This window comes from Streptomyces sp. MspMP-M5, from assembly GCF_000373585.1.
Taxonomy (GTDB): Bacteria; Actinomycetota; Actinomycetes; order Streptomycetales; family Streptomycetaceae; genus Streptomyces.
Genome location: NZ_KB891922.1, coordinates 1 through 26,302 on the forward strand (window position 1 = coordinate 1; position 26,302 = coordinate 26,302).

At 72.9% G+C, this 26,302-nt stretch carries 19 protein-coding genes; 9 read left to right on the forward strand and 10 right to left on the reverse strand.

Annotated elements, in window-relative coordinates; genetic code table 11:
• The 3 genes from B073_RS43030 to B073_RS41690 form a co-directional block, all read left to right on the forward strand.
• A partial coding sequence (locus B073_RS43030) for a hypothetical protein (RefSeq protein WP_051094275.1) occupies positions 1–807 on the forward strand: 807 nt, incomplete at its 5' end.
• A complete protein-coding gene (locus B073_RS0130910) occupies positions 804–1,115 on the forward strand; it encodes a hypothetical protein (protein WP_018541955.1) in 312 nt (103 codons plus the stop codon). The genes B073_RS43030 and B073_RS0130910, both read left to right, overlap by 4 nt.
• Before the next feature lie 733 nt (positions 1,116–1,848).
• Positions 1,849–3,225: a hypothetical protein gene (locus B073_RS41690; RefSeq protein WP_018541956.1), complete on the forward strand. Its 1,377-nt coding sequence runs from the start codon at positions 1,849–1,851 to the stop codon at positions 3,223–3,225.
• 56 nt (positions 3,226–3,281) lie between these two features.
• On the opposite strand, the gene B073_RS0130920 is transcribed toward B073_RS41690, so the two are convergent.
• Positions 3,282–5,417, reverse strand: coding sequence for an ATP-binding protein (locus tag B073_RS0130920; protein WP_018541957.1), 2,136 nt, complete (start codon positions 5,415–5,417; stop codon positions 3,282–3,284).
• A 264-nt stretch (positions 5,418–5,681) separates the two neighbouring features.
• A complete protein-coding gene (locus tag B073_RS0130925; protein ID WP_018541958.1) occupies positions 5,682–6,944 on the reverse strand; it encodes an FAD-dependent monooxygenase in 1,263 nt (420 codons plus the stop codon).
• 225 nt (positions 6,945–7,169) lie between these two features.
• On the opposite strand from B073_RS0130925, the gene B073_RS0130930 reads away from it, so the two are divergent.
• A complete protein-coding gene (locus tag B073_RS0130930) occupies positions 7,170–7,919 on the forward strand; it encodes a TetR/AcrR family transcriptional regulator (protein WP_106732010.1) in 750 nt (249 codons plus the stop codon).
• Between the two features lie 100 nt (positions 7,920–8,019).
• On the opposite strand, the gene B073_RS0130935 is transcribed toward B073_RS0130930, so the two are convergent.
• Entirely contained in the window at positions 8,020–9,174 is a 1,155-nt protein-coding gene (locus tag B073_RS0130935) for a rod shape-determining protein (RefSeq protein ID WP_018541960.1), read from the reverse strand.
• Positions 9,175–9,359: 185 nt separating this feature from the next.
• Complete coding sequence (locus B073_RS0130940; protein ID WP_018541961.1) at positions 9,360–11,426, reverse strand: FUSC family protein; 2,067 nt, start codon at positions 11,424–11,426, stop codon at positions 9,360–9,362.
• Between the two features lie 432 nt (positions 11,427–11,858).
• On the opposite strand from B073_RS0130940, the gene B073_RS0130945 reads away from it, so the two are divergent.
• Complete coding sequence (locus B073_RS0130945) at positions 11,859–12,881, forward strand: alpha/beta hydrolase (RefSeq protein WP_026247886.1); 1,023 nt, start codon at positions 11,859–11,861, stop codon at positions 12,879–12,881.
• Between the two features lie 355 nt (positions 12,882–13,236).
• Here B073_RS0130945 and B073_RS46815 read toward each other — a convergent pair whose 3' ends face one another.
• The 6 genes from B073_RS46815 to iolC all read right to left on the reverse strand — a co-directional run bounded on the left by B073_RS46815 (position 13,237) and on the right by iolC (position 21,187).
• Positions 13,237–14,376, reverse strand: coding sequence for a hypothetical protein (locus B073_RS46815; protein WP_158690267.1), 1,140 nt, complete (start codon positions 14,374–14,376; stop codon positions 13,237–13,239).
• Between the two features lie 210 nt (positions 14,377–14,586).
• Positions 14,587–16,080 (reverse strand): CoA-acylating methylmalonate-semialdehyde dehydrogenase, encoded by a 1,494-nt coding sequence (locus B073_RS0130955; protein ID WP_018541964.1) that lies wholly within the window; start codon positions 16,078–16,080, stop codon positions 14,587–14,589.
• A 32-nt stretch (positions 16,081–16,112) separates the two neighbouring features.
• Complete coding sequence (gene iolD, locus B073_RS0130960; RefSeq protein WP_018541965.1) at positions 16,113–18,068, reverse strand: 3D-(3,5/4)-trihydroxycyclohexane-1,2-dione acylhydrolase (decyclizing); 1,956 nt, start codon at positions 18,066–18,068, stop codon at positions 16,113–16,115.
• The gene (gene iolB / locus B073_RS0130965; protein ID WP_018541966.1) at positions 18,065–19,078 is read right to left on the reverse strand and encodes a 5-deoxy-glucuronate isomerase; all 1,014 of its coding nucleotides are present in this window, start codon (positions 19,076–19,078) and stop codon (positions 18,065–18,067) included. Before iolB ends, iolD begins: the two co-directional genes overlap by 4 nt.
• Positions 19,079–19,204: 126 nt before the next feature.
• Positions 19,205–20,092: a Cgl0159 family (beta/alpha)8-fold protein gene (locus B073_RS0130970; protein WP_018541967.1), complete on the reverse strand. Its 888-nt coding sequence runs from the start codon at positions 20,090–20,092 to the stop codon at positions 19,205–19,207.
• Between the two features lie 102 nt (positions 20,093–20,194).
• Positions 20,195–21,187, reverse strand: coding sequence for a 5-dehydro-2-deoxygluconokinase (iolC, locus tag B073_RS0130975; RefSeq protein WP_018541968.1), 993 nt, complete (start codon positions 21,185–21,187; stop codon positions 20,195–20,197).
• Positions 21,188–21,577: 390 nt separating this feature from the next.
• Here iolC and B073_RS0130980 point away from each other — a divergent pair, with 390 nt between their 5' ends.
• From B073_RS0130980 to B073_RS0130995, 4 genes are all read left to right on the forward strand, one after another.
• Positions 21,578–22,498 (forward strand): sugar phosphate isomerase/epimerase family protein, encoded by a 921-nt coding sequence (locus B073_RS0130980; protein ID WP_018541969.1) that lies wholly within the window; start codon positions 21,578–21,580, stop codon positions 22,496–22,498.
• A gap of 125 nt (positions 22,499–22,623) precedes the next feature.
• The gene (locus B073_RS0130985; protein ID WP_026247888.1) at positions 22,624–23,652 is read left to right on the forward strand and encodes a Gfo/Idh/MocA family protein; all 1,029 of its coding nucleotides are present in this window, start codon (positions 22,624–22,626) and stop codon (positions 23,650–23,652) included.
• 223 nt (positions 23,653–23,875) lie between these two features.
• On the forward strand, positions 23,876–25,342 hold the full coding sequence (locus tag B073_RS0130990) for a sugar porter family MFS transporter (RefSeq protein WP_018541971.1): 1,467 nt from the start codon (positions 23,876–23,878) through the stop codon (positions 25,340–25,342).
• A gap of 193 nt (positions 25,343–25,535) precedes the next feature.
• Positions 25,536–26,012, forward strand: a complete 477-nt coding sequence (locus tag B073_RS0130995; protein ID WP_234025212.1) for a peptidoglycan-binding domain-containing protein — start codon at positions 25,536–25,538, stop codon at positions 26,010–26,012.
• Positions 26,013–26,302 lie beyond the last annotated feature (290 nt).

Sequence of the window (26,302 nt, forward strand, 5' to 3'; positions counted from 1 at the left end):
TGCCGTGCGCTCAGGAAGCTCCGCAAGGGGATGTTCGTCGTCGCCCGCATCGTGCCCGTCCATCCCGCCACCGACGACTGGCTGGTCAGCGGCAATCTCACCGTCTACCCGTCCGGTGCCGGCCCGGAGCTGGCTCAGGACGCCGTCCAAACGCTCTCCGCGCATCCGCAGTTGCTGCTCCGCAATCCCGAAATGCGGCGGAGGGCCTGGGAGTTGGAGGCCGAGGCCCGCGCCGACTTCGTCGAGTTGTTCGGCACCGACCTGCTCGTGCTGGAGCCGCCCCAGGCGCAGGAGCGGCTGCGGGAGTACCACCGTCACCGGCAGGACAAGGTCCGCACGGAACTCGACGGCGGGGCAGCCGAACGCGCCGAGGGAGACGGGCCCTCGCTCGACGAACTCAGCGGCCTGCCGCAAGAACTCCTCGATGCGGAAACCGTCGCCGTGATCTACGACGAGACCGAAGGTCTCTGCTACTACGCCGACTTCGGCCGCCTCGACGCGCTGTTCGCCGATCCGGCATTGGGCCGCGACCGTACGCATCTGACGCGCCTGCGGGAATACCTGAACGACGACTCGGTCTCCCCCATGGTCATCCGCCGCCTCGTCCAGCGGCACCCTGACGGAGCCGATGCCGTCTTCCGCATGCTCCTGCGCAAACCCGCCTTCACCTGGGAACGGGACGGCGAAGCACTGCTGCGTCGCCGCAAGAAGAGCCACTACGAGCGTGAGCCCCTGCCCGGCATGACCCCGGTCGGTACCCGTCTCGCCGAACTCCTCCACAGGGGAAAGGGGCTGAAGAGGTCATGAGGAAGCTCACCGCGGCCGAACTCGACGCCATGGTCGCTGAGGCGATCGTGGACGCCTACGACGCGTACGAACAGCTCGGCGCCTTCCACGCGGTCATCGACGACCGCCTTGCCCTGCCGTTCGACACCACCGTCCTGGGTGCCGCGGTCACCGTCACCGCCGTCCAACTGCGGCCCGGCAGCGGCGTCGTCGCGCTCTGCAAGCGTGGCAGGCACCGCCAGGCGATCGGCATCCTCGACCTGCCACCGCCCGAACCGACGCCGCAGGGGTGGGCGTGGGTGGAGGCATACCGGCACTGGGCCCCCTGAGCCCTGTGCGCGACCCGGTGTAGGTCGTGAAGCGGAGGGAGATGCCGGCCCGCCGGGGTGGGCGATGCCCGGCGGGTCCGGCGGGCGGTCGGGGTGGGATCTCGGGAGGGCGGGCGGATGGCTAGGGTGATCGGGAAGTGTGGTGGAGGTCGTCCGGGCAGCAGGAGGTGACAGGTGGGGCCGTCTGGTTCCCCCGTGATACGTGTGCCGGTCGGGGAGGGGGCCGATCGCTGGGTCAGTCGGGCGGTGCCGCGGCGGGTCCTGTTCGTGGTGCACAACGTGACCTCCGCGGGGCGCCTGCTGGATGTGCTGCCGCTGTTCCATGACGACTTCCGGGTGCAACTGCTGGTCACCGCCACGGAGTCGTCGGCGTTCCAGGGCGGGATACGGGAGCTGTTCGAGGAGTTGGGGCTGCCCGTGGTGCCGTGGGAGCAGGCGCTGCGGACGCCGGTGGACCTTGCGATATCTGCCAGTTTTGGTGGGGAACTGCACCTTATTGACGGCAAATTGACCGTCTTGTCGCATGGGGTTGGCTACACTAAGAGGCTGGCTACGCCGGGAGCCGGGAGCCGGGAGCCGGGAGCCGGGAGCCGGGAGCCGGGAGCCGGGAGCCGGGAGCCGGGAGCCGGGAGCCGGGAGCCGGGAGCCGNGCCGGGAGCCGGGAGCCGGGAGCCGGGAGCCGGGAGCCGGGAGCCGGGAGCCGGGAGCCGGGAGCCGGGAGCCGACGTTCGGGTTGTCGCGGGAGTGGCTGCTGGCCGACGGCAAGCCGTTTGTGGACGGGCTGGTGCTCTCCCACCCGGAGCAGTTGGCGCGGTTGCGCCGCGCGTGCCCGGAGGCCGAGAAGGCCGCGGTACTCGCCGGCGACCCGTGTTTCGACCGCATGGTGGCCGCCGGGCCGTATCGGGAGCGGTTCCGGCGTGCCCTGGGGGTGCGCCGGGGGCAGCGACTCGTTGTCCTGAACTCGACCTGGAATCCGGAAGGGCTGTTCGGCAACGGCGGTGACCAGGACCTGCTGCCGAGTCTGCTGCCCCGGCTCGCCGCCGAACTGCCGGCCGACGACTACCGGCTGGCGGCCGTTCTGCACCCGAACATCTGGTACGGGCACGGCCCGGGCCAGATCCGGGTGTGGCTGGATCGGGCCCGCCGCAACGGACTGACCCTCATCGACCCGGTGCACGCGTGGCGGCAGGCACTGCTGGCGGCGGATGCCGTGGTGGGGGACTTCGGGGCGGTCTCCTACTATGCCGCGGCGCTGGGCACACCCGTGCTGCTGGCGGCCGCCGGGGAGGAGAAGCTGGATCCGGAGGCGCCGCTCGCGGCGTTCGTCCGGCAGGCTCCGCGGCTCGATCCGTACGGATCGCTGCCCGGTCAGCTGGCGGAACTGCTGGCGCGGCACCGGCCGTTCGCCGGGCCCGCGGAGTTCACCAGCTCGGCGCCGGGCGCCTCGGCGGAACTGCTGCGGCGGCACTTCTACGCGCTGCTGGATCTCGCTGAACCCACCGCGCCCGCGCGGCTCGAGCCGTTGCCGCTGCCGCCGTACGAGCCTCCGCGGCGGACCAGCTCCCTGGATGTCCGTGCGTGTGTCCGCGGTGCGGAGATCGTGATCGAGCGCTCCGTCGGGCATCCGTACGGCGCTGACGGCGAGACGCATCGTGCGGTCCACGAGGACACCGTGCACCCCGCGGACCTGGAGACGGCCGATGTGATCCTGCGTGACGGGCCGCCGGACGACCCCCGGTTCGGCAGCCCGGAGGAGTGGGCCGCGGAGGTACTCGGCCGCTACCCGCACTGTTCGGTCGCTGCGTACGTAAGCGGCCCGGACCGCTGCGTGGTGCGCACCCGGGACCTCGGTGTGCTCCGGCTGTCGGCGGGGCCGGGGGCGGATGCCGACCCGGCGGTCTATGCGTCGGCGTTGCACGCGTGGCTGGTGCGGGGCACCGCCCGGTCCCGGGGCGGGAGGGTGGCCAGGGGTAAGGCGGTGCCTCGGGGCCGGGCGGTGGTGGCCCGGGACGGGGTGGTGCCCATGGTGCTTCGGGTGCGGGTGGCCGGTGGGGTACATCCGGTGGAGGTGACGCGCAGCCCCGGTCGCGGGGCTTCTCCCGTGCCCTAGGTGCCTTCTGGCCTGGCCCCGGCCGCGGCCTGGGCCAGGGCCACGGTCCGGTGTTGTTACTGGTTCTGGTGTGGGAGCTGCTCGTAGCGTTGGCGGAGGTGGGTGAGGTACTCCAGGTGGGGAGTGGCTTCCTCCGGGCGGAGGAGGCGTTCGGCCTCGGTGATCGCGGCCAGCGCCGCATCGGCTTCGCCCGCGTCGTGCAGCGTCTCGGCGAGGTCGGTGAGGACCCGGCCCTGGTTGTACGCCTCGCCCTGTGCCGCGAAGAAGTCCCGCGCGTGCTCCAGGTTGGCGCGGGATTCCGCCAGCCGGCCCATGCCGCGCAGGGCCCGGCCCTGGTGGCGCTCGGCCAGGGCGAGGGCGCGCGGGAGATCGTCCGCGCCGTCCTGTCCGGGTGAGATCCGCCGGTACAGCCGCTCGGCCTCGACGAACCGCTCGTACGCCTCGTCGTATCGCCACCGTTGAAGCTCCAGCAGGCCCAGGAGTTCCACGGATGACGCCTCGCCCAGGAGGTGGCCCGCCGCGCGCTCGGCGGTGACGGCGAGGCGGGCCTGGCGCCCGGCCTCTTCTTCCTGCCGCAGTTCGCCGAGACAGTGGGCGAGTTGGAAGTGGAGCGCGGCTGCCGTACGGGAGTCCGTGTGGTGCTCGGTGGCGCAACGGGCCGCGAGCCGGAGCGTGGGCAGTACCTCGTCCCAGTAGCCGGCCTTCAGCTGGAGCGGCCACAGTGCGCGGGCCAGGTGCAGCGCCCGGTCGATGTGCCCGTATGCCTGGGCCAGCGAGACCGCCCGGATGACGTTGGCGGCCTCGGCCCGCAGGGCCGCCATACCCGCGGCCTCGTCGCCGTACGGCGTCCCGTCGGCCGGGGCCGGCTCGACCCGCCAACTCCGCGGCAGTGCCGCATGGGCGGCGTGCCGCGCACGGTCAAGGACGCAGTCGAGCGCGCGGGACACCGCCGCGGCGGACTCCGCTATTCCGTGCTCCGACCCCGCGGCGTCGGCCAGGAAGCGTTGCACCTCGGGGCGGAAACGGAAGCGGTCGTCGTGCAGCGGCTCCAGCAGTCGTGCCTCCACCGCTTCGGCCAGCATCCGGGCGGCGTCCTCCCGCGTGACGTCCGCGGTGGCGCCGGCCAGGCCGGCGTCGAGTGCGGGCCAGCCGCCCACGGCGGCCAGTCGGCACAGCCGGGCCGTCGCCGGGTCCAGCCGGCGGCAGGCGGCCTGGGCCATGCCGTGCACCGGTGAGGGCACTATCGGCCCGTCCGCCGGCTCCAGTGCGGGCTGTTCCGTCGTCAGCAGCCGGTAGGCCGCCGCCTTCAGGGCGAAGGCGTTGCCCGCGCAGTGGCCCAGCAGCGTCGGCAGCTCCGCCTTGACCTGCGAGAGCTTCTCCGGGCCGGCGATCTTCCGCAGCATCTTGACCGCGTCCCGGTCCTTGAGCGGGGGCACGGCGATCCGCTCCGCCTCCAGGGCGAAGACCGGGCCGGGCGCGATCACCAGGAGGAAGACCTCCGGGGTGGCGGGAACGAGATTGCGGACCTGTGCGACGGACGTGGCGTGGTCGATCACGATCAGCGCCCGAAGGCCGGCCGTCAGGCGCCGGTAGAGGTCTTCACGCCCGGCCTCCGTGGGCGGGATCTTCTCCCGTGGGACTCCCATCGCGAGCAACAGTTGCAGCAGGACGGCCGACGGTCCCGGGGCGTTCTCCGCGGTGGCGTTGCGGAGGTCGACATAGAACTGTCCGTCGGGGTACCGGGCGAGCTGGTTGGCACCCCAGTGCAGGCCGACCGCGGTGGTGCCGATGCCGGGCGGGCCGTGGAGGAGAGCGACCCGCGGGCGCCCGGCCGCCGGTCGCGTCGCCTCCCGCGTGAGCTGCTTCAGCACCCGCTCGCGGTCGGTGAACTCCCTGGTGGCGGGCGGCAGTCCGGCTCCGGGGCGCAGGAACGCGTCCGGTTCCGGCATGCTGCGCAGGAGCTGGGCCCAGGCGCCGTTCCACTGCCGATCCCCGGCCATCCGCGCGGACAGCTCGTGTGCCAGCGCCTCCCGGCCCTCCGGAGTGGCCGGCAGCGGTGTCTCACGCCCCAGGGTCCGTCTCACGAGTGTGCCCGTCGACAGAAGCGCCTGCTTGCCGATCTCGCCGCCGGCGCCGTTCCCCACCGCGCTGAGGAACGCGGTGAGCATTCCCGCGGTCACGATCTCGAACACGCCAGCCCCTCCCCTGGTCCGTTGCTCCGTCCGCTCCCTGGCCGGACTGTATCCCTGCCCCGGCTGCCCGGGGAAACGATCTGGCCTCCTTCCTTGAAGCAGTGGCGTGGTTCGGCAGGCGCACAGATCCGCGCCATGAGCCCGGGAGCCGCCGCTTCCGTGCTCGCCACGACGCCGCGGAGAGCCGTCAGAAGCACCCTGGCCGAGTGAGTCCGAAGTCCCGTCGTCCGCCCGAAGAGCAGGCGGGACTTTGGACGCACTCGGCTAGACCACCGCGGTGCGCACCAGTGACGGGTAGTCGTCGAGGGCTATGTCGGCGGAGATGTCGTGGCCCTCCTGGAGCATGGCGGTGAGGACGGCCGGGTCGTTGAGGGCGGAGTTGCGGGCGGTGAGTGCCTCCTGGGTGGGCGGGGCCAGGAATTCACCGGTGCCCCGGCCGCCTTCCTGGCAGCGGGAGACATACGGGCGCAACTTCTTCTCGTAGCGGGCGAAGGCACGGCGGTGGTCGCCGGCCGCGAGGGCCAGTTCGCCGGCGAGGACATAGGCGCCGACGATCGCCGAGCCCGTGCCCATCCCGCCTACGGTGGCACCGTAGGCGGCGTCGCCGAGGAGTGCTGTCCGGCCCGTCGACCACGTCGGTACGTCGACGCGGCTGATGGCGTCGAAGTAGAGGTCGTCGGCGTCCCAGACGGTGTCGATGAGTTCCGCGGTGCGCCAGCCCGCGCCCTCGTAGGCCCTGGCGAGGGCCCTTCTTTGCGCGTGCGGGTCGCGGCGGTCGTGGTGCAGTGGCTCGGAGCCGAAGACGCAGAAGGTCTCACCGCCGTAGGCCGGGTCGTCGGCGCGGCGGGGGACGCGGCCGACCGTCACCAGCCGGCCTGGCTCGTTGTAGCCGACCGCGCGGGCCGCGAGGTCCGGGGGTGCGCTCTTCGGCAGGTCCCAGCCGGCCACGTAGTAGCCGAGGTGGCTGACGAAGTCCTCTTCGGGGCCGAAGGCGAGGCGGCGCACCGTGGAGTGCAGGCCGTCGGCACCGACGACGAGGTCGAAGCTACGGGGCGCGCCCCGTTCGAAGGTGACCTGGACGCCGTCGGCGGTTTCGGTGAGGGAGGTGAGGGAGTCGCCGAAGAGGTATTCGGTGGCGGGTGGGGTGGCGGTGGTGGCCGCGGCGTCGTGAGGTGTGGGCCCGGGGTGGCTGTGCTCGTGGGGGTGACTGTGCTCGTAGAGGATGCGGGAGAGTTCGGAGCGGAGGATCTCCACGTCGCCGCCGGCGAACTCGGGTGGCAGGGCGGCCACTTGCTTCCCCTGGGCGTCGATGAAGGTCATCGGGCTGCCGCCGGTGCGGCGCTGTCTGATCCTTTCCAGGAGACCCATCCGCCGGAGCACCGCCAGATGCGCGGCACCGCGGAAGTCGACCGCGAAGCCGCCGCCGCGGAGGGCCGGAGCCAGCTCGACCACGGTGGGGCGGAAGCCGTAGCGGGCGAGCCAGTAGGCGAGGGCGGGGCCGGCGATGCTGGCGCCGGAGATCAGCACCGTCCGCGCGGTCGATGCCGATGTCGATGCCGATGGGTGCGATAGGTGCGTTGCGTGAGATGCCTGCGTCATGGGACGCCCCCCTGGTGTCGATCCAATCAGTCCGGTCGATCCAGTCGATCCGGTAAGCGGGTCCGGTGATCTGGTGGTGGGTGTAGCGACAGAACAACTGTATCCGCCGGACACTGAAATGTATACACCCGGACACAGTTTTAGGATGCGGACGTGGCTGGAGACGAGAAGAGCGGTGTGTTCGGGGATCAGGCGGGCAGCGTCGAGCTGCTGTGGGGCGGGCGGGAGCGGCGGAGCCGCGGCCCCAAGCCGGCGTTGAGCCTGGAGCGGATCACACAGACGGCCATCGCCCTCGCCGACGCCGGCGGCCTCGGCGCGGTCTCCATGCAGCGGGTCGCGGCGGAGCTGGACTTCACCAAGATGGCCCTCTACCGCTATGTGCCCGGCAAGTCGGAGCTGGTCGCGCTGATGATCGACAGCGCGATGGGCGAACCGCCGGAGCCGGCGGACACCGCGGCCGGCGACTGGCGGGGCGCACTGCGGGAGTGGGCGGAGCGGCTCGCGGCGGTCTTCGAACGGCACCCGTGGCTGCTGAACGCCATCGTCGGGCCGCGGGTCATGGGGCCCAACGAACTCGGCTGGACGGAGCGGGCGCTGGCCGCGCTCGCGGGCACCGGGCTGACCGGGGGCGAGCGGCTGGACGCCGTCGTCGTGGTGAGCGGGCACATCCGGGCCATGGCGCAGGTGTCGGCGTCCATGGGGCTGGGCAGCGTCCGCGCGAAGAAGCCGGAGGCGGTGCTGAGTGCCGCGCTCAACGAACTGCTCGTCGGGCGGTCCGAGCGGTTCCCGGCGGTGGCGGCGGCGATGGCGGACGCCACCGAGGGCCAATCCCAGGACCAGGCTTGGGCGTTCGGGCTGGAGCGGATCCTGGACGGGCTGGAGGCGTACGTAGGACGGGCGTGAGCACGACGAGGGCGGCCGCGACGGACCGGTGTCGCGGCCGCCCTCCGGTTTGCTCACGCTCGCCCTACGTACCCCCGGGGCCGGAGCCCTCGTCGTAGCGCTACAGCCCCAGGCGCACCGTCTTGCGCGGCTGTTCCTTCGCGCCCGTCAGCAGGCCGTGCAGGGTGGCGAACTCGTCGACGCACTTGGCGGTGCCGTTGACCACGCAGTCCAGCGGGGCCTCGGCGACCACGACGGGCACGCCCATCTCCTGGCGGAGGCGGCGGTCCAGGCCGCGCAGCAGGGCGCCACCGCCGGTGAGGGCGATCCCGCGCTCGATGATGTCGCCGGAGAGCTCCGGCGGGCACTCGTCGAGGGTGCGGTGGACGGCGCGGACGATCGCCTCGACGGGTTCGGCGAGGGCGGAGCGGATCTCCTCGGCGGTGATCTCCTGGAGGCGGGGGAGGCCGCTGAGGTGGTCGCGGCCGCGGACGGTGTAGGAGTAGGGGGAGGTCCGGTCGGGGAGCCCGTCGGCGTCGGATGCGTCGGCGTCCGTGTCGTCCGAGGTGGTGCGGGCGCCCGGGGAGAGTGCGTCGAGGCCGTCCTCCTCCGGGGTCCAGACCGCCGAGCCGATGGCGATCTTGATGTCCTCGGCGGTGCGTTCGCCGATGGCCAGGCCGTGTTCCTTCTTGATGTACGTGGAGATGGCGACGTCCATGGCGTCGCCGGCGACCCGTACGGAGTGGGCGGTGACCAGGCCGCCCATGGAGACGACGGCGACCTCCGTGGTGCCGCCGCCGATGTCGACGACCATGCAGCCAACCGGTTCGGCCACGGGGAGACCGGCGCCGATCGCGGCGGCCATCGGTTCTTCGATGAGGTGGACCTCGCGGGCGCCGGCGCCGCGCGCGGAGTCGATGACGGCGCGGCGTTCGACGCCGGTGATGCCGGAGGGGACGCAGATGACGACCCGGGGGCGGGCGAAGCGGCGGCTGGGGAGGGCCTTCTTCATCAGGGCGCGGAGCATCTGCTCGGCGGCGTCGAAGTCGGCGATGACGCCCTCCCGGAGGGGGCGCATCGCGGTGATCCCGGAGGGCGTGCGGCCGATGGTGCGTTTGGCCTCCGAGCCGACGGCGACGACCTCGCCGGCGGCGTTGACGGCGACCACGGACGGCTCGTTCAGCACCACGCCTTTGCCGCGGGCGTAGACGAGGGTGTTGGCGGTGCCGAGGTCGATGCCTATGTCGTACGTTCCGGACGAAGTGCTGGACGCCATGGGGAGTTCGCTTGCTCTCTCTCGGGAGGACATTGCGCCGCAGAGAGCGTCATGGGCCGACCAATGACGGTAATTGCGGGCAATTATCTAGACTACTGGGGCTGCTGAATGGTTCCTGCGGGGCGGGGACGGTCACGATGACCGGGCGGGGACGGGCACCGTGACGGGCGGCGGAGGGCCGGTCGTCAGGGGTCGGGGGGCAGTGCCTCGGCGAGGTCGTCGAGAGCGTCCAGGAGGAGTTCGCCGGCGCGGACGGCGACGCCGGCGGGCTCGCCCGCGTCGTGCCAGCGCTCCCAGGCCGCGCGGGGTGCGCTCCAGTCCAGGCGGGTCCCGTCGCGGACGGCCCGGTCCGCGCGCTCCAGGGCTGGGCGCAGGGCGTCCGCGAACGCGGCGGCGCCGGGGGTGGGTTGGGCGTCCTTGCCGGGCAGATGGGCCTCCAGGATCATCGTGACCCGGCCCATGGTGGCGAGCACCGTGCCGGCGGAGCGGGCGGCGTGGAGCGAGAGGCCGCGGTGGCGGACCGGTTCCTTCTCGGCGCGGGCCTCGCTGACCTCCCAGGCGGCGCGGGCCGCGCGGGCGTCCAGCAGGGCTTCGCGGACCTGCCGGGGGCGGCGCTCGGCGGGCCGGGCGTAGCCGTCGAGGACGGCGAGGGCGTAGCGGCCGTTGGTGGTGAGCCAGTCGGCGAGGCGGTCGCGGAGCCGGGGCGTCTCCCAGGCGGGGAACAGCGCGTAGGACAGCATCGCCAGGACCCCGCCGACGAGGGTGAGGACGAGGCGTTCCTGGACGGTCTGCTCCCAGCCGGCGCCGGCGATGCCGAGCAGGAAGACGACATAGCCGGTGACGCAGGCCGAGGTGACGGAGAAGCCGGTGCGCATCAGCAGGTACATCAGGAAGACGCAGAAGAGCGCGAGGGCGGCGCTGATGTAGGCGCCGGGGTGGGCCAGGGCCATCAGGGCGCCGGCGAGGGTGACGCCGACGACGGTGCCGGCGAAGCGGGCGACGCCGCGGGAGTAGGTCTGGGCGAAGTCGGGGCGCATCACCATGACGGAGGCGAGCGGCGCCCAGTAGCCGTGGCCGAAGTGGAGCGCGTGGCCGAGCAGGTAGCCGGCGTCGGCGACCGCGGTGACGCGCAGCGCGTGCCGGAAGGTGTGGGAGGACCAGCGGGCCTCGCGGCGCAGCGCGCGCAGGGCGACCGGGACGAGTCTGGGGACGCTGGGGCGCAGCAGGTGGCCGCGTTCGGCGGCGGTGGTGGGGCAGGTGGCCTCGACGGGCTCGTCGGTGAGCTCGACGGCGTCGGCGAGGAGGGAGATCAGGCGGTAGGCGGCGCGGCGGCCGGGGCCGGTGAGCATGGGGCCGGTGGCCGGGACCTCCAGGGCGGCCATCGCCTCCGGGGGCAGCCGGACCGGCCGGTCGTGCCGTACGGCGTGGGCGACGGCGTCCAGGACGGTGGCGGCGGCGCCCAGGAGTTCACGGGCGCGGTCGCGTTCGGGTCCTTCCAGGGGGGCGCCGACGACCGGGTCGGCCAGGGAGGCGAGGACCGGGCGGACGCGCTCGGCGAGGCCGCGGGGGCCGTGCAGCTGTACGGGGCGGCGCCTGGCCTGGCGGGGTGTCACGGTGGAGGCGAGCCGGGCGTCCATCAGGGGCGCGGGGTCGAAGGGGGCCACCGGGTCGTGCCGCAGCCGGCGGGCGTAGTCGGCCTCGGCGGCCAGGGCGTCGGCGAGGGCGTCGCGCTGGACACCCCAGGGGCGCACCGGGAAGACGACGATGAGGACGGCTTGGACGAGGCCGCCGAAGGCGATCAGCGCGGCGTGCTCCAGGGCGCCCAGCACGGACGTCGGCAGGGTGACGGTGATCAGCATGATCGCCACGGTCTGGGTGCCGATGAGGCCGGAGACCGGGCCGATCGCCCAGGCCATGCCGGCGACGAAGGTCCAGCCGGTGAGCAGCAGCACGAACGCGAGGAGGTGGGCGGCGGCCAGATAGCCGAGGAAGGTGGAGACCGCCAGCGCGCCGGCGACGACCAGCGCGAGGACGGGGCGGGGCCGCATGCTGCGCTGGAAGGTGACGATGCCGGAGGAGAAGGCGCCGAAGGCGGAGGAGACCGCGAGGGCGGGGGTGCCGCGCCACAGGCACAGGCCGATGACGAGGGCCACGCCGGCGGTGCCGCGGATCGCGATCACCGGGGTGAGCTTGGTGCGTTCGATGGTCAGCCCGGAGCGGGCGGCCTCCTTCAGCGCACGCGACCAGGTCATAGCGAGAGGATACGGGCCGGATGCCGGGGTGCCCGGGTGGCGCGGTGTCACAGGGCGGTGCGGGAGGGCCGGCCCGGATGCCGTCGCGGCGGGTTCCGGAGGGGCTCGTTCCGGGGGCTCGTTCCGGCGGTGGGGCGCGCGGCGGAGGCGTCGGGTCCGCGGCCGGGCGCCGGGCGCGGGCCTGTACGGAAGGTGACGGGGCGGGGGCGTGCGGGGGGCCATCTGGCGCCGGAGTTGCGCCTCCACCGGGAAAATCACGGTAAACCAGTTCCCCGTTGACCGTAAACACCACAGGTCAGAGCAGGTCACGGGCTTTTCGGCGGGAGCGGTGCGAGAAAGCAGACACCGCGGGAGGGAAACCTGTCCCCGCCCCGTCCCCTCTTGCTGGCCGGCCGGGACAACTCCCGGCCGCTTCGCCAAGGAGAAGGTCCCGTGCGCAAATCCCTTTTCAAACCAGTGGTCGCGTTGATCGCCCTGACCGTCCTCGGTGCCACGGCAGGCTGCGGCACGAGCGACGACTCCCAGGGCGCCCCCGTACGGTTCAGCGGCCCCAAGTCGGGTGCCGCCATGCAGACCGCGCCGGCCGGCCGGAACTCGCTGGTGCAGATGCCCACGCACCCGATCAACTTCCAGGAGACCAGCAAGGTCGGCGGGGCCGGGGAGAACACTCCGATAGCCGTGACCACCTACCACGGGAAGAAGTCCGGCTTCACGGGGAAGGTATGGGTCTGGGCGCCGCCGGAGTACTACGAGAAAAAGAACGCGAACAAGGGCTTCCCGGTGATGGAGGCGCTGCCGGGCGCCTACGGCTATCCGGTGAACTACTGGATCGGCTCCGACCTCAAGCTGGAGGAGAGCCTCGCCTCCTGGTCGAAGGCCGGCAAGAGCCTGCCGTTCATCGTGGTGATGCCGGTGCTCAACCCCAACGACAAGCAGTACTACGACGGCAGTGACATCCCGGGCCAGCCGAAGATCGGCACCTGGCTGAGCAAGGACGTCCCCGAGCTGGTCCGGGAGAACTTCCGCACCCTGAAGACCCGTGACGCCTGGTGCATCATGGGCTCCTCGTCCGGCGGCTTCTCGGCGCTGAAGAACGTGCTGCAGAACCCGAACGACTTCAAGGTGGCGATCCCCAACGGGCCGGACATCGTGCCGGACTCGCCGCTGTGGCGGGGCCACCTCACGGCGATGCGGGAGAACAACCCCGAGGTGCTGGCGCACCGGCTGATCGCCCGCCGCGGACCGGAGGTCTATCTCGCCTTCCAGGACGGTTCCCGGGAGAACACCGTGCTGCCGAAGGTGCGGAAGTTCATCGCGCAGTACGGGCACGGGCCGGTGAAGACGCGGCTGCAGATCGTGCCGAACGGCACGCACAGCGGCGCCACCTACGTCACGGGCATGGGCATGGGCACGATGCAGTGGGTCAGCGCCCATATGCAGGGGCCGACCGGCTGAGGCCGGAGGGGGCCGTAGGGGCGGCCGCGGCGGACACCGGTCCGCTGCGGCCGCCCTCGTCGTGTACCGGGGCCCAGGGCGTGCGGTCGGCCGACGACGCCCTGCGTCGAGGACGTTGCCGACGATGGTCAGGCCGACGGCGCCGCCGACCGCCCCGAGCGGCGCGTCGGTCACCGTGGACGGCCAGAACGCCGGCGCCGCGGTGACCAGTTGGCCGACGAGGACACAGCCGGTCGCCACCGCCGGCCGCGCCACCGCGTCGCCCGGGCGAGCGCGCCCTCCCGGGGCAGTAGAGCGCCGCGGGCCCGTACCGCGTCCGTGGTACGGGCCCGAAGGCGCTTGCTGTGTGCCGCGATCAGTACTGCGGCGGGCCGAAGCCGCCCTGCGGGTACTGCGGGGGCCGCGGGGCCTGCGGCGGGCCGGGCGGCAGGGGCGGGCCGCCGGCCGGGGGCATGGGCGGTGGGCCGGGCTGCTGCCAGCCGGCCGGCGGCGGGACCGCGGGGCCCGGCACGAAACCGGGGCCGGCGAAGGAGACGGCCGGCGGCTGCGGCGGCTGCCAGACGGGCGCGACCGGCTCGCCGCGGACCATCAGCGCCGCCAGCGTCAGTGAACCGAACAGGTCGAGCGCCAGCTGCACATAGACGAGGACGCTCAGGCCCGGCATCTCCTTGCTCATCTCCAGGAACGAACCGGAGCCGAGGAACGAGACGACGGTCAGCACGGCGTTGGGCAGCAGGGCGACGGCCAGGCCCAGGGCGAGGCCGCGGGCCGCGCAGCCGCGTATCAGGGAGTTCAGGGCGGCGATCGCGGTCAGCGCGAGAAAGACCACCGCGTACCAGCCCGGGGCGAGCGCCAGCAGCGAGGTCAGCACGCCCTTGCCGAGGTAGAGCACGGTGAAGACGTCGGAACCGCCCTGCACCAGCATGTAGAGCTGGTAGGCGACGTAACACAGCGCCATCGCGCCGAGCACCAGTCCGCCGACGACACCGGCGGACTTGGCGGGACGGGCCGGCGGCCCGCTGGGCGCCGGGCGCGGCCAGGAGCGCATCCCGGCCAGCAGCACCACGCCGGCGACCAGGGTCAGCAGGAACAGCGGCAGCGCGCTGAGGAAGACCCCGTCGAAGGTGGCGGTGCCGGTCTCGGCGTGGTGGAACCAGCGCACGTCGCTGGTGTGGTTGCCGACGCTGATCAGGGCCTGGAGGGCGGTGGCGAAGGTGACGGTGGTGGCCACGGCCAGCAGCCCGCCGGCCGAGCGGCGGCCGGCGAACGCGGCGCCGGCGGCGGTGAGTTGGACGAGGGCGAAGCCCAGCTGGACGGGGTTGGTGACCTCGTTGAGACCCGGCGGACGGCGGCCGGTCCAGCTGTCCCAGACGCCGGCGATGCCGAACGCGCCGATGTCGACGGCCAGCCAGTACGCCGTCCACAAGAAGAACAGCAGACACAGGACGCCCCCGGTGATCCGGGCGCCCTTGGCCAGCGCCATGCCGTGTGCCATCTCATCCCCCGTGTGCTCGATGCCGCAACGCCCGCATCGTGCGGCGCGACCAGCACCGTAGCAACGCCCGCCCGCGGGGTCTCCCCCCGGGCCGCACCCCGTCGCCCTGCCCGCGGGCGGACGGGCTCCCTGCCGGCGGGGGCCCGGCAGGGAGCCCGGACGGAAGCGCCCGTGAGGGGGCATCCCGCCGGCCGGAGTCCCGGTCGTGGCTCAGTGGTTGCTCGGGAAGCCCAGATTGATGCCGCCGTCCGCCGGGTCGGGCCAGCGGGTGGTGACGACCTTGCCGCGAGTGTAGAAGTGCACACCGTCGTTGCCGTAGATGTGGTGGTCGCCGAAGAGCGAGTCCTTCCAGCCGCCGAAGGAGTGGTAGCCCACCGGGACCGGGATCGGGACGTTCACCCCGACCATGCCGGCCTCGACCTCCAGCTGGAAGCGGCGGGCCGCGCCGCCGTCCCGGGTGAAGATCGCGGTGCCGTTGCCCCACGGCGAGGAGTTCATCAGCTCGATGGCCTGCTCGTAGGTCTCGACGCGGACGACCGAGAGCACCGGGCCGAAGATCTCGTCGCGGTAGGCGTCCATCTCCGGCGTGACGTGGTCCAGCAGCGAAATGCCGATCCAGTGGCCGTCCTCGTAGCCCTCGACGGTGTAGCCGGTGCCGTCGATGACGACGTCGGCGCCCTGGGCGGCGGCGCCGGTGACGTAGGAGGCGACCTTGTCGCGGTGGGCCTTGGTGATCAGCGGGCCCATCTCGGAGGCCGGGTCCTCGCCGGGGCCGATGCGCAGCCGGTCGGCGCGCTCCTTGATCTTGCCGATCAGCGGGTCGGCGGTGTCGCCGACGGCGACGACCACGGAGATCGCCATGCAGCGCTCGCCGGCCGAGCCGTACGCGGCGTTGATCGCGGAGTCGGCGGCCAGGTCGAGGTCGGCGTCCGGGAGGACCAGCATGTGGTTCTTGGCGCCGCCCAGCGCCTGCACCCGCTTGCCGTTGGCGGTGCCGGTGGTGTGGATGTAGCGGGCGATGGGGGTGGAGCCGACGAAGGAGACGGCGGCGACGTCCGGGTGGGCGAGGAGGGCGTCGACGGCCACCTTGTCGCCGTTGACGACGTTCAGCACGCCGTCGGGCAGGCCCGCCTCGGCGGCCAGCTCGGCCAGCTTGAGCGCGGCGCTCGGCACCTTCTCGCTGGGCTTGAGGACGAAGGTGTTGCCGCAGGCGATGGCGAGCGGGAACATCCACATCGGCACCATCGCGGGGAAGTTGAACGGCGTGATGCCGGCGACCACGCCCAGCGACTGGCGGATCGCGGCCACGTCCACCCGCGTCGACACCTGGGTGGACAGCTCGCCCTTGAGCTTCTCCGGGATGCCGCAGGCCAGCTCGACGATCTCCAGGCCGCGGGCGACCTCGCCGAGCGCGTCGGAGTGCACCTTGCCGTGCTCGGCGGTGATCAGCCGGGCCAGCTCCTCACGGTGCGCGTCGACCAGCGCGCGGTACTTGAAGAGCACCGCGGTGCGCGTGGCCAGCGAGCTGGTGCCCCAGCTGCGGTACGCCTCCCGGGCCGTGCGGACCGCGGCGTCCACCTCCTCGACGGAGGCGAAGGCGACCTGCTTCTCCTGGGCGCCGGTGGCCGGGTTGTAGACCGGGCCGAAGTTGCCGGAGACGCCCTCGACGGGCTTCCCGCCGATCCAGTGGTTGATGGTCTTCATGCGAGGGGCCTTTCGTGTGGTGCGAGCGGAGGTCAGAGGTGGCGGCGGCGGGCGGCGGCGTGCTCGTCGTACGCCTTGCGGGCGGCGCGGGCCGCCGGACGCGTCGCGGTCTCGGCAACGGGTACATCCCACCAAGCCTGGGCGGGTGGCGCGCCCGGCACAGTGTCAGTCGTTTTGGTCTCCACGTAGACACATGTGGGCGTTTTTGCGCCGCGCGCCTCGGCGAGCGCGGAGCGCAGCCCGGCGACGGTCGTGGCGCGCAGCACCCGCATGCCCAGCGAGGCGGCGTTGGCGGCGAGGTCGACGGGCAGCGGAGCGCCGGTGTACGTGCCGTCGGCGGCGCGGAAGCGGTAGTCGGTGCCGAACCGCTCGCCGCCGGTCTCCTGGGAGAGGCCGCCGATGGAGGCGTAGCCGTGGTTCTGGACGAGGACGAGGGTGATGTTGATGCCCTCCTGGACCGCGGTGACGATTTCGGTGGGGTTCATCAGGTAGGTACCGTCGCCGACGAGCGCCCACACCGGCCGGTCCGGCGCGGCCATCTTGACCCCGATCGCCCCCGGGATCTCATAGCCCATGCAGGAGTAGCCGTATTCGAGGTGGTACTGCCTGCGGGACCGGGCGCGCCAGAGTTTGTGCAGGTCACCGGGGAGGGAACCGGCGGCGTTGAGGATGATGTCGGAGTCGTCGACGAGGGCGTCCAGCGCGCCGAGGACCTGGGTCTGGGTCGGCTGCGCGGCCAGGTCGTCGGCCGCATAGGCGGCGTCCACCCGCCGCTCCCACTCCTCCTTGGCGGCGGCGTACCCGGCCTCGTAGGCCGCGTCGACCCGGTGGCCGGCGAGCGCCTCGCGGAGTGCGTCGAGTCCGGTGCGGGCGTCCGCGACCAGGGCGAGCGCGCCGAGCTTGTGGGAGTCGAACGCGGCGATGTTGAGGTTGACGAAGCGGACGCCGGGCTCGGCGAACAGGGTGGCGGAGGCGGTGGTGAAGTCGGTGTAGCGGGTGCCGACGCCGAGCACCAGATCGGCCCGCCGGGCCAGCTCGTCGGCGGTGGCGGTGCCGGTGTGGCCGATGCCGCCGACGTCCGCCGGGTGGTCGTACGCCAGCGAGCCCTTGCCGGCCTGGGTGGACGCCACGGGAATGCCGGTGGCCTCGGCGAAGGCCCGCAGCGCGGCCTCCGCCTCGCTGTGGTGGACGCCGCCGCCCGCGACGATCAGCGGCCGGCGGGCCGCCCGGACGGCCCGGACGGCCTCGGCCAGCGCCTCGGCGTCGGGCGCGGGCCGGGGCACCCGCCACACCCGGTCGGCGAAGAACTCCGCCGGCCAGTCGTACGCCTCGGCCTGCACGTCCTGCGGCAGGGCGAGGGTGACCGCGCCGGTCTCGACCGGGTCGGCGAGCACCCGCATGGCCTGGAGGGCCGCCGGGATCAGCGCCTCGGGGCGGGTGATCCGGTCGAAGTAGCGGGAGACCGGGCGCAGCGCGTCGTTGACCGACACATCGCCCGCGGCGGGGACTTCGAGCTGCTGGAGCACCGGGTCGGCGGGGCGGGTGGCGAACACGTCGCCGGGCAGCAGCAGCACCGGGATGCGGTTGACGGTGGCCAGCGCGGCGCCGGTGACGAGGTTGGTGGCGCCCGGCCCGATGGAGGTCGTCACCGCCTGCGCGGAGAGCCGGTCGCACTGCCGGGCGTAGCCGACCGCGGCGTGCACCATGGCCTGCTCGTTGCGCCCCTGGAGGTAGGGGAGCCGGGGCGGCCCGTCGGCCGGGCCCAGGGGCGCCGCGCTGCCGGACTCCAGCAGCGCCTGCCCGATGCCGGCGACGTTGCCGTGCCCGAAGATGCCCCAGCAGGCGGTGATCAGGCGGTGCCGGCGGCCGTCCCGCTCGGTGTACTGGTGGGCGAGGAACTCCACCAGGGCCTGTGCCACGGTGAGCCGGCGGGTGCCGGGCGCCCCGCTCGTCACGTCGGTCGTCGGTGCGTGGGTGGGCGCGGTCATCGCGGATCTCCTGCCGGTGCTTGGTACAGAGGGAGTCGGGGGTCGACCGGCTGCTGCGGCCAGGTCGTGCGGATCCAGCCGTGGTCGGGGTGGTCGCAGATCAGCCACTCGCGCTTCTCGCCCGGCCCCGCCATGACGTTGAGGTAGTACATGTCGTGCCCGGGCGCGGCGATGGACGGGCCGTGCCATCCGTCGGGGATCAGCACCGCGTCGCCGGTGCGGACCTCGGCGAGGACGTCGGTGCCGCGCCCGTGCCCGGAGGGCGTAACCCGCTGGTAGCCCAGCCCGTCCGTGCCGTGGGCGGCGGCGATCTCGAAGTAGTAGATCTCCTCCAGCTCGGACTCCTCCCCGGGGCGGCACTCGTCGTGCTTGTGCGGCGGATACGACGACCAGTTGCCGCCGGGGGTGAGCACTTCCACGGCGATCAGCCGGTCGCAGGCGAACACGCCGGCCGCGCCGAAGTTGTTGACCTGCCGGGAGCAGGTGCCGGTGCCGCGCAGCTCCACGGGCACGTCGGACGCAGCGCCGTACCGGGCCGGCAGCCGGCGCTCGCAGCGCGCCCCGGTGAGCGCGAACCGCCCGCCGGCCCGGCTGTCGATCCGGACCCGCGCGTCCCGCGGCACATACGCGAAGTCCGTCACTCCGCTGAACACGCTCTCCCGTCCGGCCAGTTCGAACCTCCCGCCGCCGTCCGCGGCCCCTTCCGAGGCTCCTTCTCCGGCCTCGTCCGTCCGGACCGTGCAGCCGCCGGAGAGCGGCAGCACGATCCACTCGCTGTCGCCGGTGGCGAAGGAGTGGTGGCCGCCCGGCGGGAGTTCGAGGATCCGCAGCGAGGAGTGGCCCCAGCCGGCCTTCTCGGGCGAGACGTCGAGGGCGTACGGTCCGTCGGCGGCCCGGCCGGCCGGGAGGTGGAAGCCGCCGGCGGACACGGGACCGGCGGGCCGGCCGGCGCCCCCGCGGGCGGTGCGGGCGTCCGCGGCGACCGCGGTGTCTGCAAACTCAGCACTCATGACTGCAAGTCTCCTACTCACCACTGACAGTGAAGTTCCCTGCGGCGCGGCGCCCGGACCGGAGCGGCTGCGGGACGCGTCCGGCGGGCCCGGGGCGGGCCGCACCGCCGTCGCGGCGCGCCGGCGCTACAGCAGCCCCACGGCCGTGTCGACCGCGGCCGCCACATCGCCGTCCGCCGGGTAGAGCAGCGAGCGGCCGACGACCAGGCCGTGCACGGTCGGCAGCCGGAGCGCCTTGCGCCATTTCTCGTAGGCGGCCTCCTGCTCCTCCACCGTGCCACCGACCTCGCCGCCGAGGAGAACGGTGGGCAGCGTGGAGGTCTCGCAGACCCGGGCCATCGCGTCGGGGTCGTCGGTGACCGGGAGCTTCAGCCAGGTGTAGGCGGAGGTGCCGCCGAGGCCGGAGGCGATGGCGACGGAGCGGGTGACGGCCTCCGGACCGAGGTCGTTGCGGACCGCCCCGTCTATCCGCCGGGACAGGAACGGCTCCACGAACGTGGGCAGTTCGCGCTCCGCCATCGCGTCGATGACCCGGGCGGTCGACTCCAGGGTGGTCAGCGACCCGGGGTCGTCGTAGTCGATGCGCAGCAGGAGCTTGCCCGCGTCGAAGCGGAGCCGGGCGATGTCCTGGGGGCGGTGGCCGGTGAACCGGTCGTCCATCTCGAAGGCGGCGCCCGCGAGGCCGCCCCGGTTCATCGAGCCCATGACGACCTTGCCTTCGAGGGCGCCGAGCAGCAGCAGGTCCTCCAGGATGTCGGCGGTGGCCAGCGCCCCGTCGACGCCGGGCCGGGACAGCGCCAGGACCAGCCGTTCGAGCAGGTCGAGGCGGTTGGCCATGGCCATCCGGCGGTCGCCGACGGCGAGCGCGCCCCGTGCCGGGTGGTCGGCGGCGACGATCATCAGCCGCCCGCTCTCGCCGAGCAGCGGGCGCCGGGCGCGGCGGGCGGCGGCCTCCGCGACGGCTTCGGGATGCCGGGCCCGCAGCGCCGGGAGGTCACTGATCCGAGGAGTCAAGGCTCAACTCACCTTCTTGAGGACACGAGTGGGGGTGGTGGGACGGAACGGTCGGGCGGCGGGGTTGCGGGCGCTCTCCGTCCCACCCCCGCCACCGGCCGCTCAGCGCCCCGCGAGGAACGCCTCGACCTCGCCGGCCGTCGGCATCGCGGACGAACACGCCAGCCGGGAGGCGACGATCGCCCCGGCGGCGTTGGCGTACCGCATCATCGGCTCCAACTCCCAGCCGGCCAGCAGCCCGTGGCACAGCGCCCCGCCGAACGCATCGCCGGCCCCCAGCCCGTTGACGACCTCGACGGGGGTCGGCGGCACCTCGGCGGTGCGCCCGTCCCGGTGGACGGCTAGCACGCCCTTCGGCCCCTGTTTGACGACGGCCAGTTCGACGCCCATGTCGAGCAGCGCCTCGGCGCACGCCTTCGGGTCCCGCAGGCCGGTGGCGACCTCGGCCTCGTCGACGTTGCCGACCGCGACCGTCGCGTGCCGCAGCGCGGCCTCGTAGTACGGCCGGGCGGCGTCCCGTGCGGCGGCACCGGTCGCCCCGCCGTCCCCGGAGGCGCCGCCCTCCCCGCCCCAGAACATCGGCCGCCAGTCCAGGTCGAAGACGGTGATGCCCCGTCGGCCACGGGCCTCCAGCGCGGCCAGGGTGGCGCCGCGGCTCGGCTCCTCGCACAGTCCGGTGCCGGTGATCCAGAAGATCCGGGCCGCCGCGATCGCCTCCCGGTCCAGCTCCTCGGGGTGGATGACCAGGTCGGGGGCCTTGGGGCGGCGGTAGAAGTAGAGCGGGAAGTCGTCCGGCGGAAAGATCTCGCAGAAGGTCACGGGGGTGGGGAGGTCCGCCACCGGGGTCACCCAGCGGTCGTCGACACCGAAGTCGCGCAGCGCCTGGTGGAGGTAGTCCCCGAACGGGTCCCGCCCGGTACGGCTGACGACGGCGCTGCGGCGCCCCAACCGGGCGGCCGCCACCGCCACGTTGGTGGCGGACCCGCCGAGGAACTTCCCGAACGTCTCCACCTGGGCGAGCGGCACCCCGGTCTGCAACGGGTAGAGGTCCACCCCGATGCGCCCCATGGTGATCAGGTCGTACGGCTCGGTCATAACGCCCCTTCGGGTCGCCCGGCGCGGCAGTGGGGATCCCCCCTGCCCGGACGGAGCCGAGAACTGGGGAGAGGCCGGCGCGGCGGGTCGGTCGATCGGAACCGGCGGCTGAGCCCGCCGGTTCCCGCTCCGACCAAAGGTCTAACGGCCACCCGCAAAGCCTGTCAACACTTTGTCCTTACATTAAGACGTCAACCACCTCGCCTCGGCCACGAACCCGGCCATACTCGCCACAACCACCCGCCCACCACCACGCCTCCCGCCCCAAGTCCTTAAGTCCTTATGTCAGGACGAAGTCTTGACACTCCCCAGGGCGGCAGAGAGGCTGTGCCCCACAACCCACCCCAGCGCCTCCCGGTCACCGCCGACCGGCGAGAGGAGAGCCGCAGCATGTCCGCACCCCGTGCCGCCTCGCCCACCCTGGACCGCCTCCGCATCGGTTCCGCCCCCGACTCCTGGGGCGTCTGGTTCCCCGACGACGAGCAGCAGGTCCCCTGGCAGCGCTTCCTGGACGAGGTCGCCGAGGCCGGCTACGAGTGGATCGAACTCGGCCCGTACGGCTACCTGCCCACCGACCCCGCCACCCTGCGCGAGGAGACCACCCGCCGCGGCCTCAAGGTCTCGGCCGGCACCATCTTCACCTCGATGCACCACGGCCCGTCCGTCTGGGACAAGACCTGGGCCCATGTCACCGAGGTCGCCACCCTCGCCCGGGCGATGGGCGCCGAACACCTCGTCGTCATCCCGTCCTTCTGGCGGGACGACAAGACCGCCGAGATCATCGAGCCGCCCGAGCTGACCGTCGAGCAGTGGAAGCACCTGACCACCGGTATGGAGCGCCTGGGCAAGCGGGTCCGCGACGACTTCGGCCTGGACATCGTCGTCCACCCGCACGCCGACACCCACATCGACACCGAGGAGCACGTCGAGCGCTTCCTCGACGTCACCGACCCCGACCTGGTCAACCTCTGCCTGGACACCGGCCACTACGCCTACTGCGGCGGCGACAGCGTCAAGCTGATCCGCACCTACGGCGAACGGATCGGGTACCTCCACCTCAAGCAGGTCGACCCCGACATCCTCGGCGACGTCGTCGCCAAGGGCACCCCCTTCGGCCCCGCCGTCCAGCAGGGCGTGATGTGCGAGCCGCCACTGGGCGTCCCGGCGCTGCCGCCCGTACTGGAGGCCGCCCAGGAGCTGAACGTCGACCTCTTCGCCATCGTCGAGCAGGACATGTACCCGTGCCCGCCCGACCGGCCGTTCCCGATCGCCCAGCGGACCCGCCGCTTCCTGCGGTCCTGCGGCGCGTGAGCCGGCCGGCGGAACGCGTGACGCACGAGACGGAGACGGGCGAGGCGTCAGAGATGGTCGAGACGCGCGAGCCGGGAGAGGCGGACGAGATGGGCAACATGAACGAGATGGACGGGATGGACGAGATGGATGCGAAGGGTCCACGCGGGACGCTGGGCGTGGCGGTCATCGGCACCGGCCGCATGGGAGCCGACCACGTACGGCGCATCAACGACGTGATCAGCGGGGCCAGGGTGGCGGCCGTGGCCGACCTCGACGCCGCACGGGCGGGGCGGCTCGCCGACGGCATCGACGGCGCCACCGCGTACACCGACCCGGCCGCCGCCATGGACGACCCCGGCGTGGACGCCGTACTGATCGCCTCGCCCGGCCCGGCCCACGAGGCGGCGCTGCTCGACGCGTTCGCACGCGACCTGCCGGTGCTCTGCGAGAAGCCGCTGACCCCCGACGCCGCCTCCGCGCTGCGCGTCCTGGAGGCCGAGCAGAAGCTGGGCCGCCGCCGCGTCCAGGTCGGCTTCATGCGCCGCTACGACGCCGGCTACCGCACCCTGAAGTCCCGGCTGGACGCCGGCACTTACGGCCGCCCGCTGATGCTGCACAACAAGCACCGCAACGCCGACACCCCGCCCGGCTTCACCGACGCCATGATGATCAACGACTCGGTGGTGCACGAGATCGATGTGACGCGCTGGCTGCTGGACGAGGAGATCACCGCCGTACGCGTACTGCGGCCGGCACCGACCGGCAACGCGCCGGACGGGCTGAGCGACCCGCAGCTGATCCTCTTCGAGACCGCGGGCGGCCAGGTCGTGGACACCGAGCTGTTCGTCAACTGCGGCTTCGGCTACCAGGTCGGCTGCGAGGCGGTCTGCGAGAACGGAACCGCCCGGATCGGCGACGACCACGGGGTGTTCGTCAACACCGCCGGCCACTGGGGCGGCACCATCACCCCCGGTTTCGTGGAGCGCTTCGAGGACGCCTACGACCGGCAGGTGCAGCACTGGGTGGACGCCACCCGGCGCGGCGAGGTCGAGGGCCCCAGCTGCTGGGACGGCTATGCGGCCGCCGCGGTGTGCGAGGCGGGGGTGCTGGCCCAGGCCACCGGGGAACGCGTCGCCGTCGAACTGATCGAGCGACCGGACCTCTACCGATGAACACGACGAACCGTCGACCGGACGCAACGAGCCCCCGACCCACTCCCCTCGGCTGACCAGCCGCCGACCCGTTGCCGACCAGCCACCGAAAGGCCGCACCATGTCCGCTGCGCACGGCCCGATATCCGCCCCACCACCCAACCTGCCGTCCGTCCCGCCCTGTACCGAGTCTGGCGTCCCGTCATCGCTCCCGGCCTCCGCCCCGGCGAACGGGAGCTGAACGATGGCAGCTCCGACCAGCCGGTCCCGGACCACCGGTGCCCAGGGGGCCCGCAGCGCCAAACGCTTCATCGTCGCCATCGCCGCCATCGCGGCGCTCGGCGGAGCCCTGTTCGGGTACGACACCGGGGTGGTGTCCGGCGCGCTGCCCTTCATGGAGCAGCACTTCGGCCTCACCTCCCTCAGTGAGGGCGTCATCACCAGCGCGCTCCTGATAGGCGCGGCGTTCGGCTCACTGGCCGGCGGCCGGATGTCCGACGCGCTGGGGCGGCGCAACTCGCTGCTGTGGTCGGGCGTGGTCTTCATCGGCGGGGCGCTGGCGGTCGCGCTGGCCCCGACCGTGCCGTTCATGACCGTCGCACGCTTCGTACTGGGCCTCGCGGTGGGCAGCGCGTCCGTCGTCACCCCCCTCTACCTGTCCGAGATCGCGCCGTCGCACATCCGCGGCCGGCTGGTGTCGTTCAACTCCCTGATGATCGTCAGCGGTCAGCTGCTGGCCTATCTCGTCAACGCCGTGCTGGCCCACTGGGAGGCGTGGCGCTGGATGCTGGGACTGGCCGCGCTGCCCGCGGTGGCACTGTTCCTCGGCGTCCTCTTCCTGCCCGACACACCGCGCTGGTACATCAGCCGCGGCCGGCAGGACGAGGCCGCCGCGGTGCTGCGCCGTACGCTGGCCGCCGACGAGGTCCCGGACGAACTGGCCCGTATCGACCAGGCCCGCCACCTGGAGGCCGACGCACAGCGCGGCGCCTGGCGGGAACTCCAACTCCCCTGGGTGCGACGGCTGCTGCTGGTCGGCATCGGGCTGGCGATCGTCCAGCAGATCACCGGGGTCAACGCGGTCATCTACTTCGCCCCCAAGATCCTGGCGACGACCGGTCTGGGCACCGGCGCCGCGATCACCGCCACCATCGCGGTGGGCGCCGTCTCCGTCATCGCCACCGCGATCGGCATGTCCCTGATCGACCGGGTGGGCCGCCGCCCGATGCTCCTGCGGGGACTCTCCGGCATGGCGGTGTCGCTGATCCTGCTGGGGGCGGCGTTCCATCTGCCGCACTCCACCGCCGTCAGCTACCTGGTCCTCGGCCTGATGGTCGTGTACATGGGCTACATGCAGGCCACCCTCAACACCGGCGTCTGGCTGCTGCTGGCCGAGATGTTCCCGTTGAAGGTGCGCGGACTGGCCATGGGCGCCGCGGTGTTCGTGATGTGGCTGGTCAACTTCGGGGTCGCGCTGTGCTTCCCGGTACTGCTCGACGCGGTCGGCGCCGGCGTCACGTTCTGGCTCTTCAGCGCGATGTGCCTGCTCTCGCTGCTCTTCTGCCGGCGGTACGCACCGGAGACGAAGGGGCTGGCCCTGGAGGACCTGGAACAGGAACTGCGACGGAGCGCGACGGGCGCCGGTGAGCAGCCGGCCGCGGACGAAGCCGCCCCGGAGCCCGACAGCGCCGTGCCGTCCGCACGCGGCTGACGAGCCAGAGGGGCCCGACGAGCCTGACGGGCCGGCCGGACCTGACGGACCTGACGGCCGCGGCCGGGTGGAACCGACGGCTCCGCGACCACTTCCGGCCAACCCTGCGTCCCGGCACCCGCCCTCGCCCTCCCCTCGTGCAAACAGGTGCGCTCACATCCAACGCCCCCAACGGGGGGAAGCAATGGAATCCGTGAACACCAACACAACGAGCTTCGAACAAGCCACGGACACGGGGACCGGTATGGGCATGGGCATGGGCAAGGGCGCAGGACCGGGAGTGAGGGCGGGAACGGGAGTCGCGCGGGGCACCGGTCGGACGGTTCGGCGTGCGGGTGCTCTCGCGGCGGCCGCGGGACTGCTCACCGCCGGGCTCCTCACCGGCCCGGCGTCGGCCGCCGCACCGGCCCGGCCGGTCACCGCACCGCCCACCACACTGACCGCCTGCGCCTTCTACAGGGGGACCGCGCTCACGGTCCCCGGCCAGCACGGCAACCGCGTCAAGCAGGTGCAGTGCCTCCTGGCGAACCGTCACTACCTCACCTGGAACGACCTCGCCGGCTACTTCGGAGCGAAGACCCGCACCGCGGTGACGAAGTTCCAGTCCGGGCACCACCTGCCCGCCAACGGCAAGGTCGACACGAAGACCTGGCACGCCCTGTACTCCTGATCCGCGGCCCAGTACGTCCGAGCCGAACACGGCGTGGCGGGGCGCCCCAGCCGGGAACGCCCCGCCACACCCTCACGTGAACGTGGAATTCCGCCCCCTCGGACCGGACAGGGAATTCCGGACTCCTCCGCGTTCGTCCGGCTCGTCTCGCACGCCCGTCCGTCCCTCCCCCGTCACGGCTGTCACTATTGCGCGCGCCTTCCGTCACAGCCCTTCAACAGCCCCTCGCGGGTGGCCGGAGAGTGTCGTTGCCCAGGCCCAGGGTGAGTGACGCCCCCGTACGCAGCCCC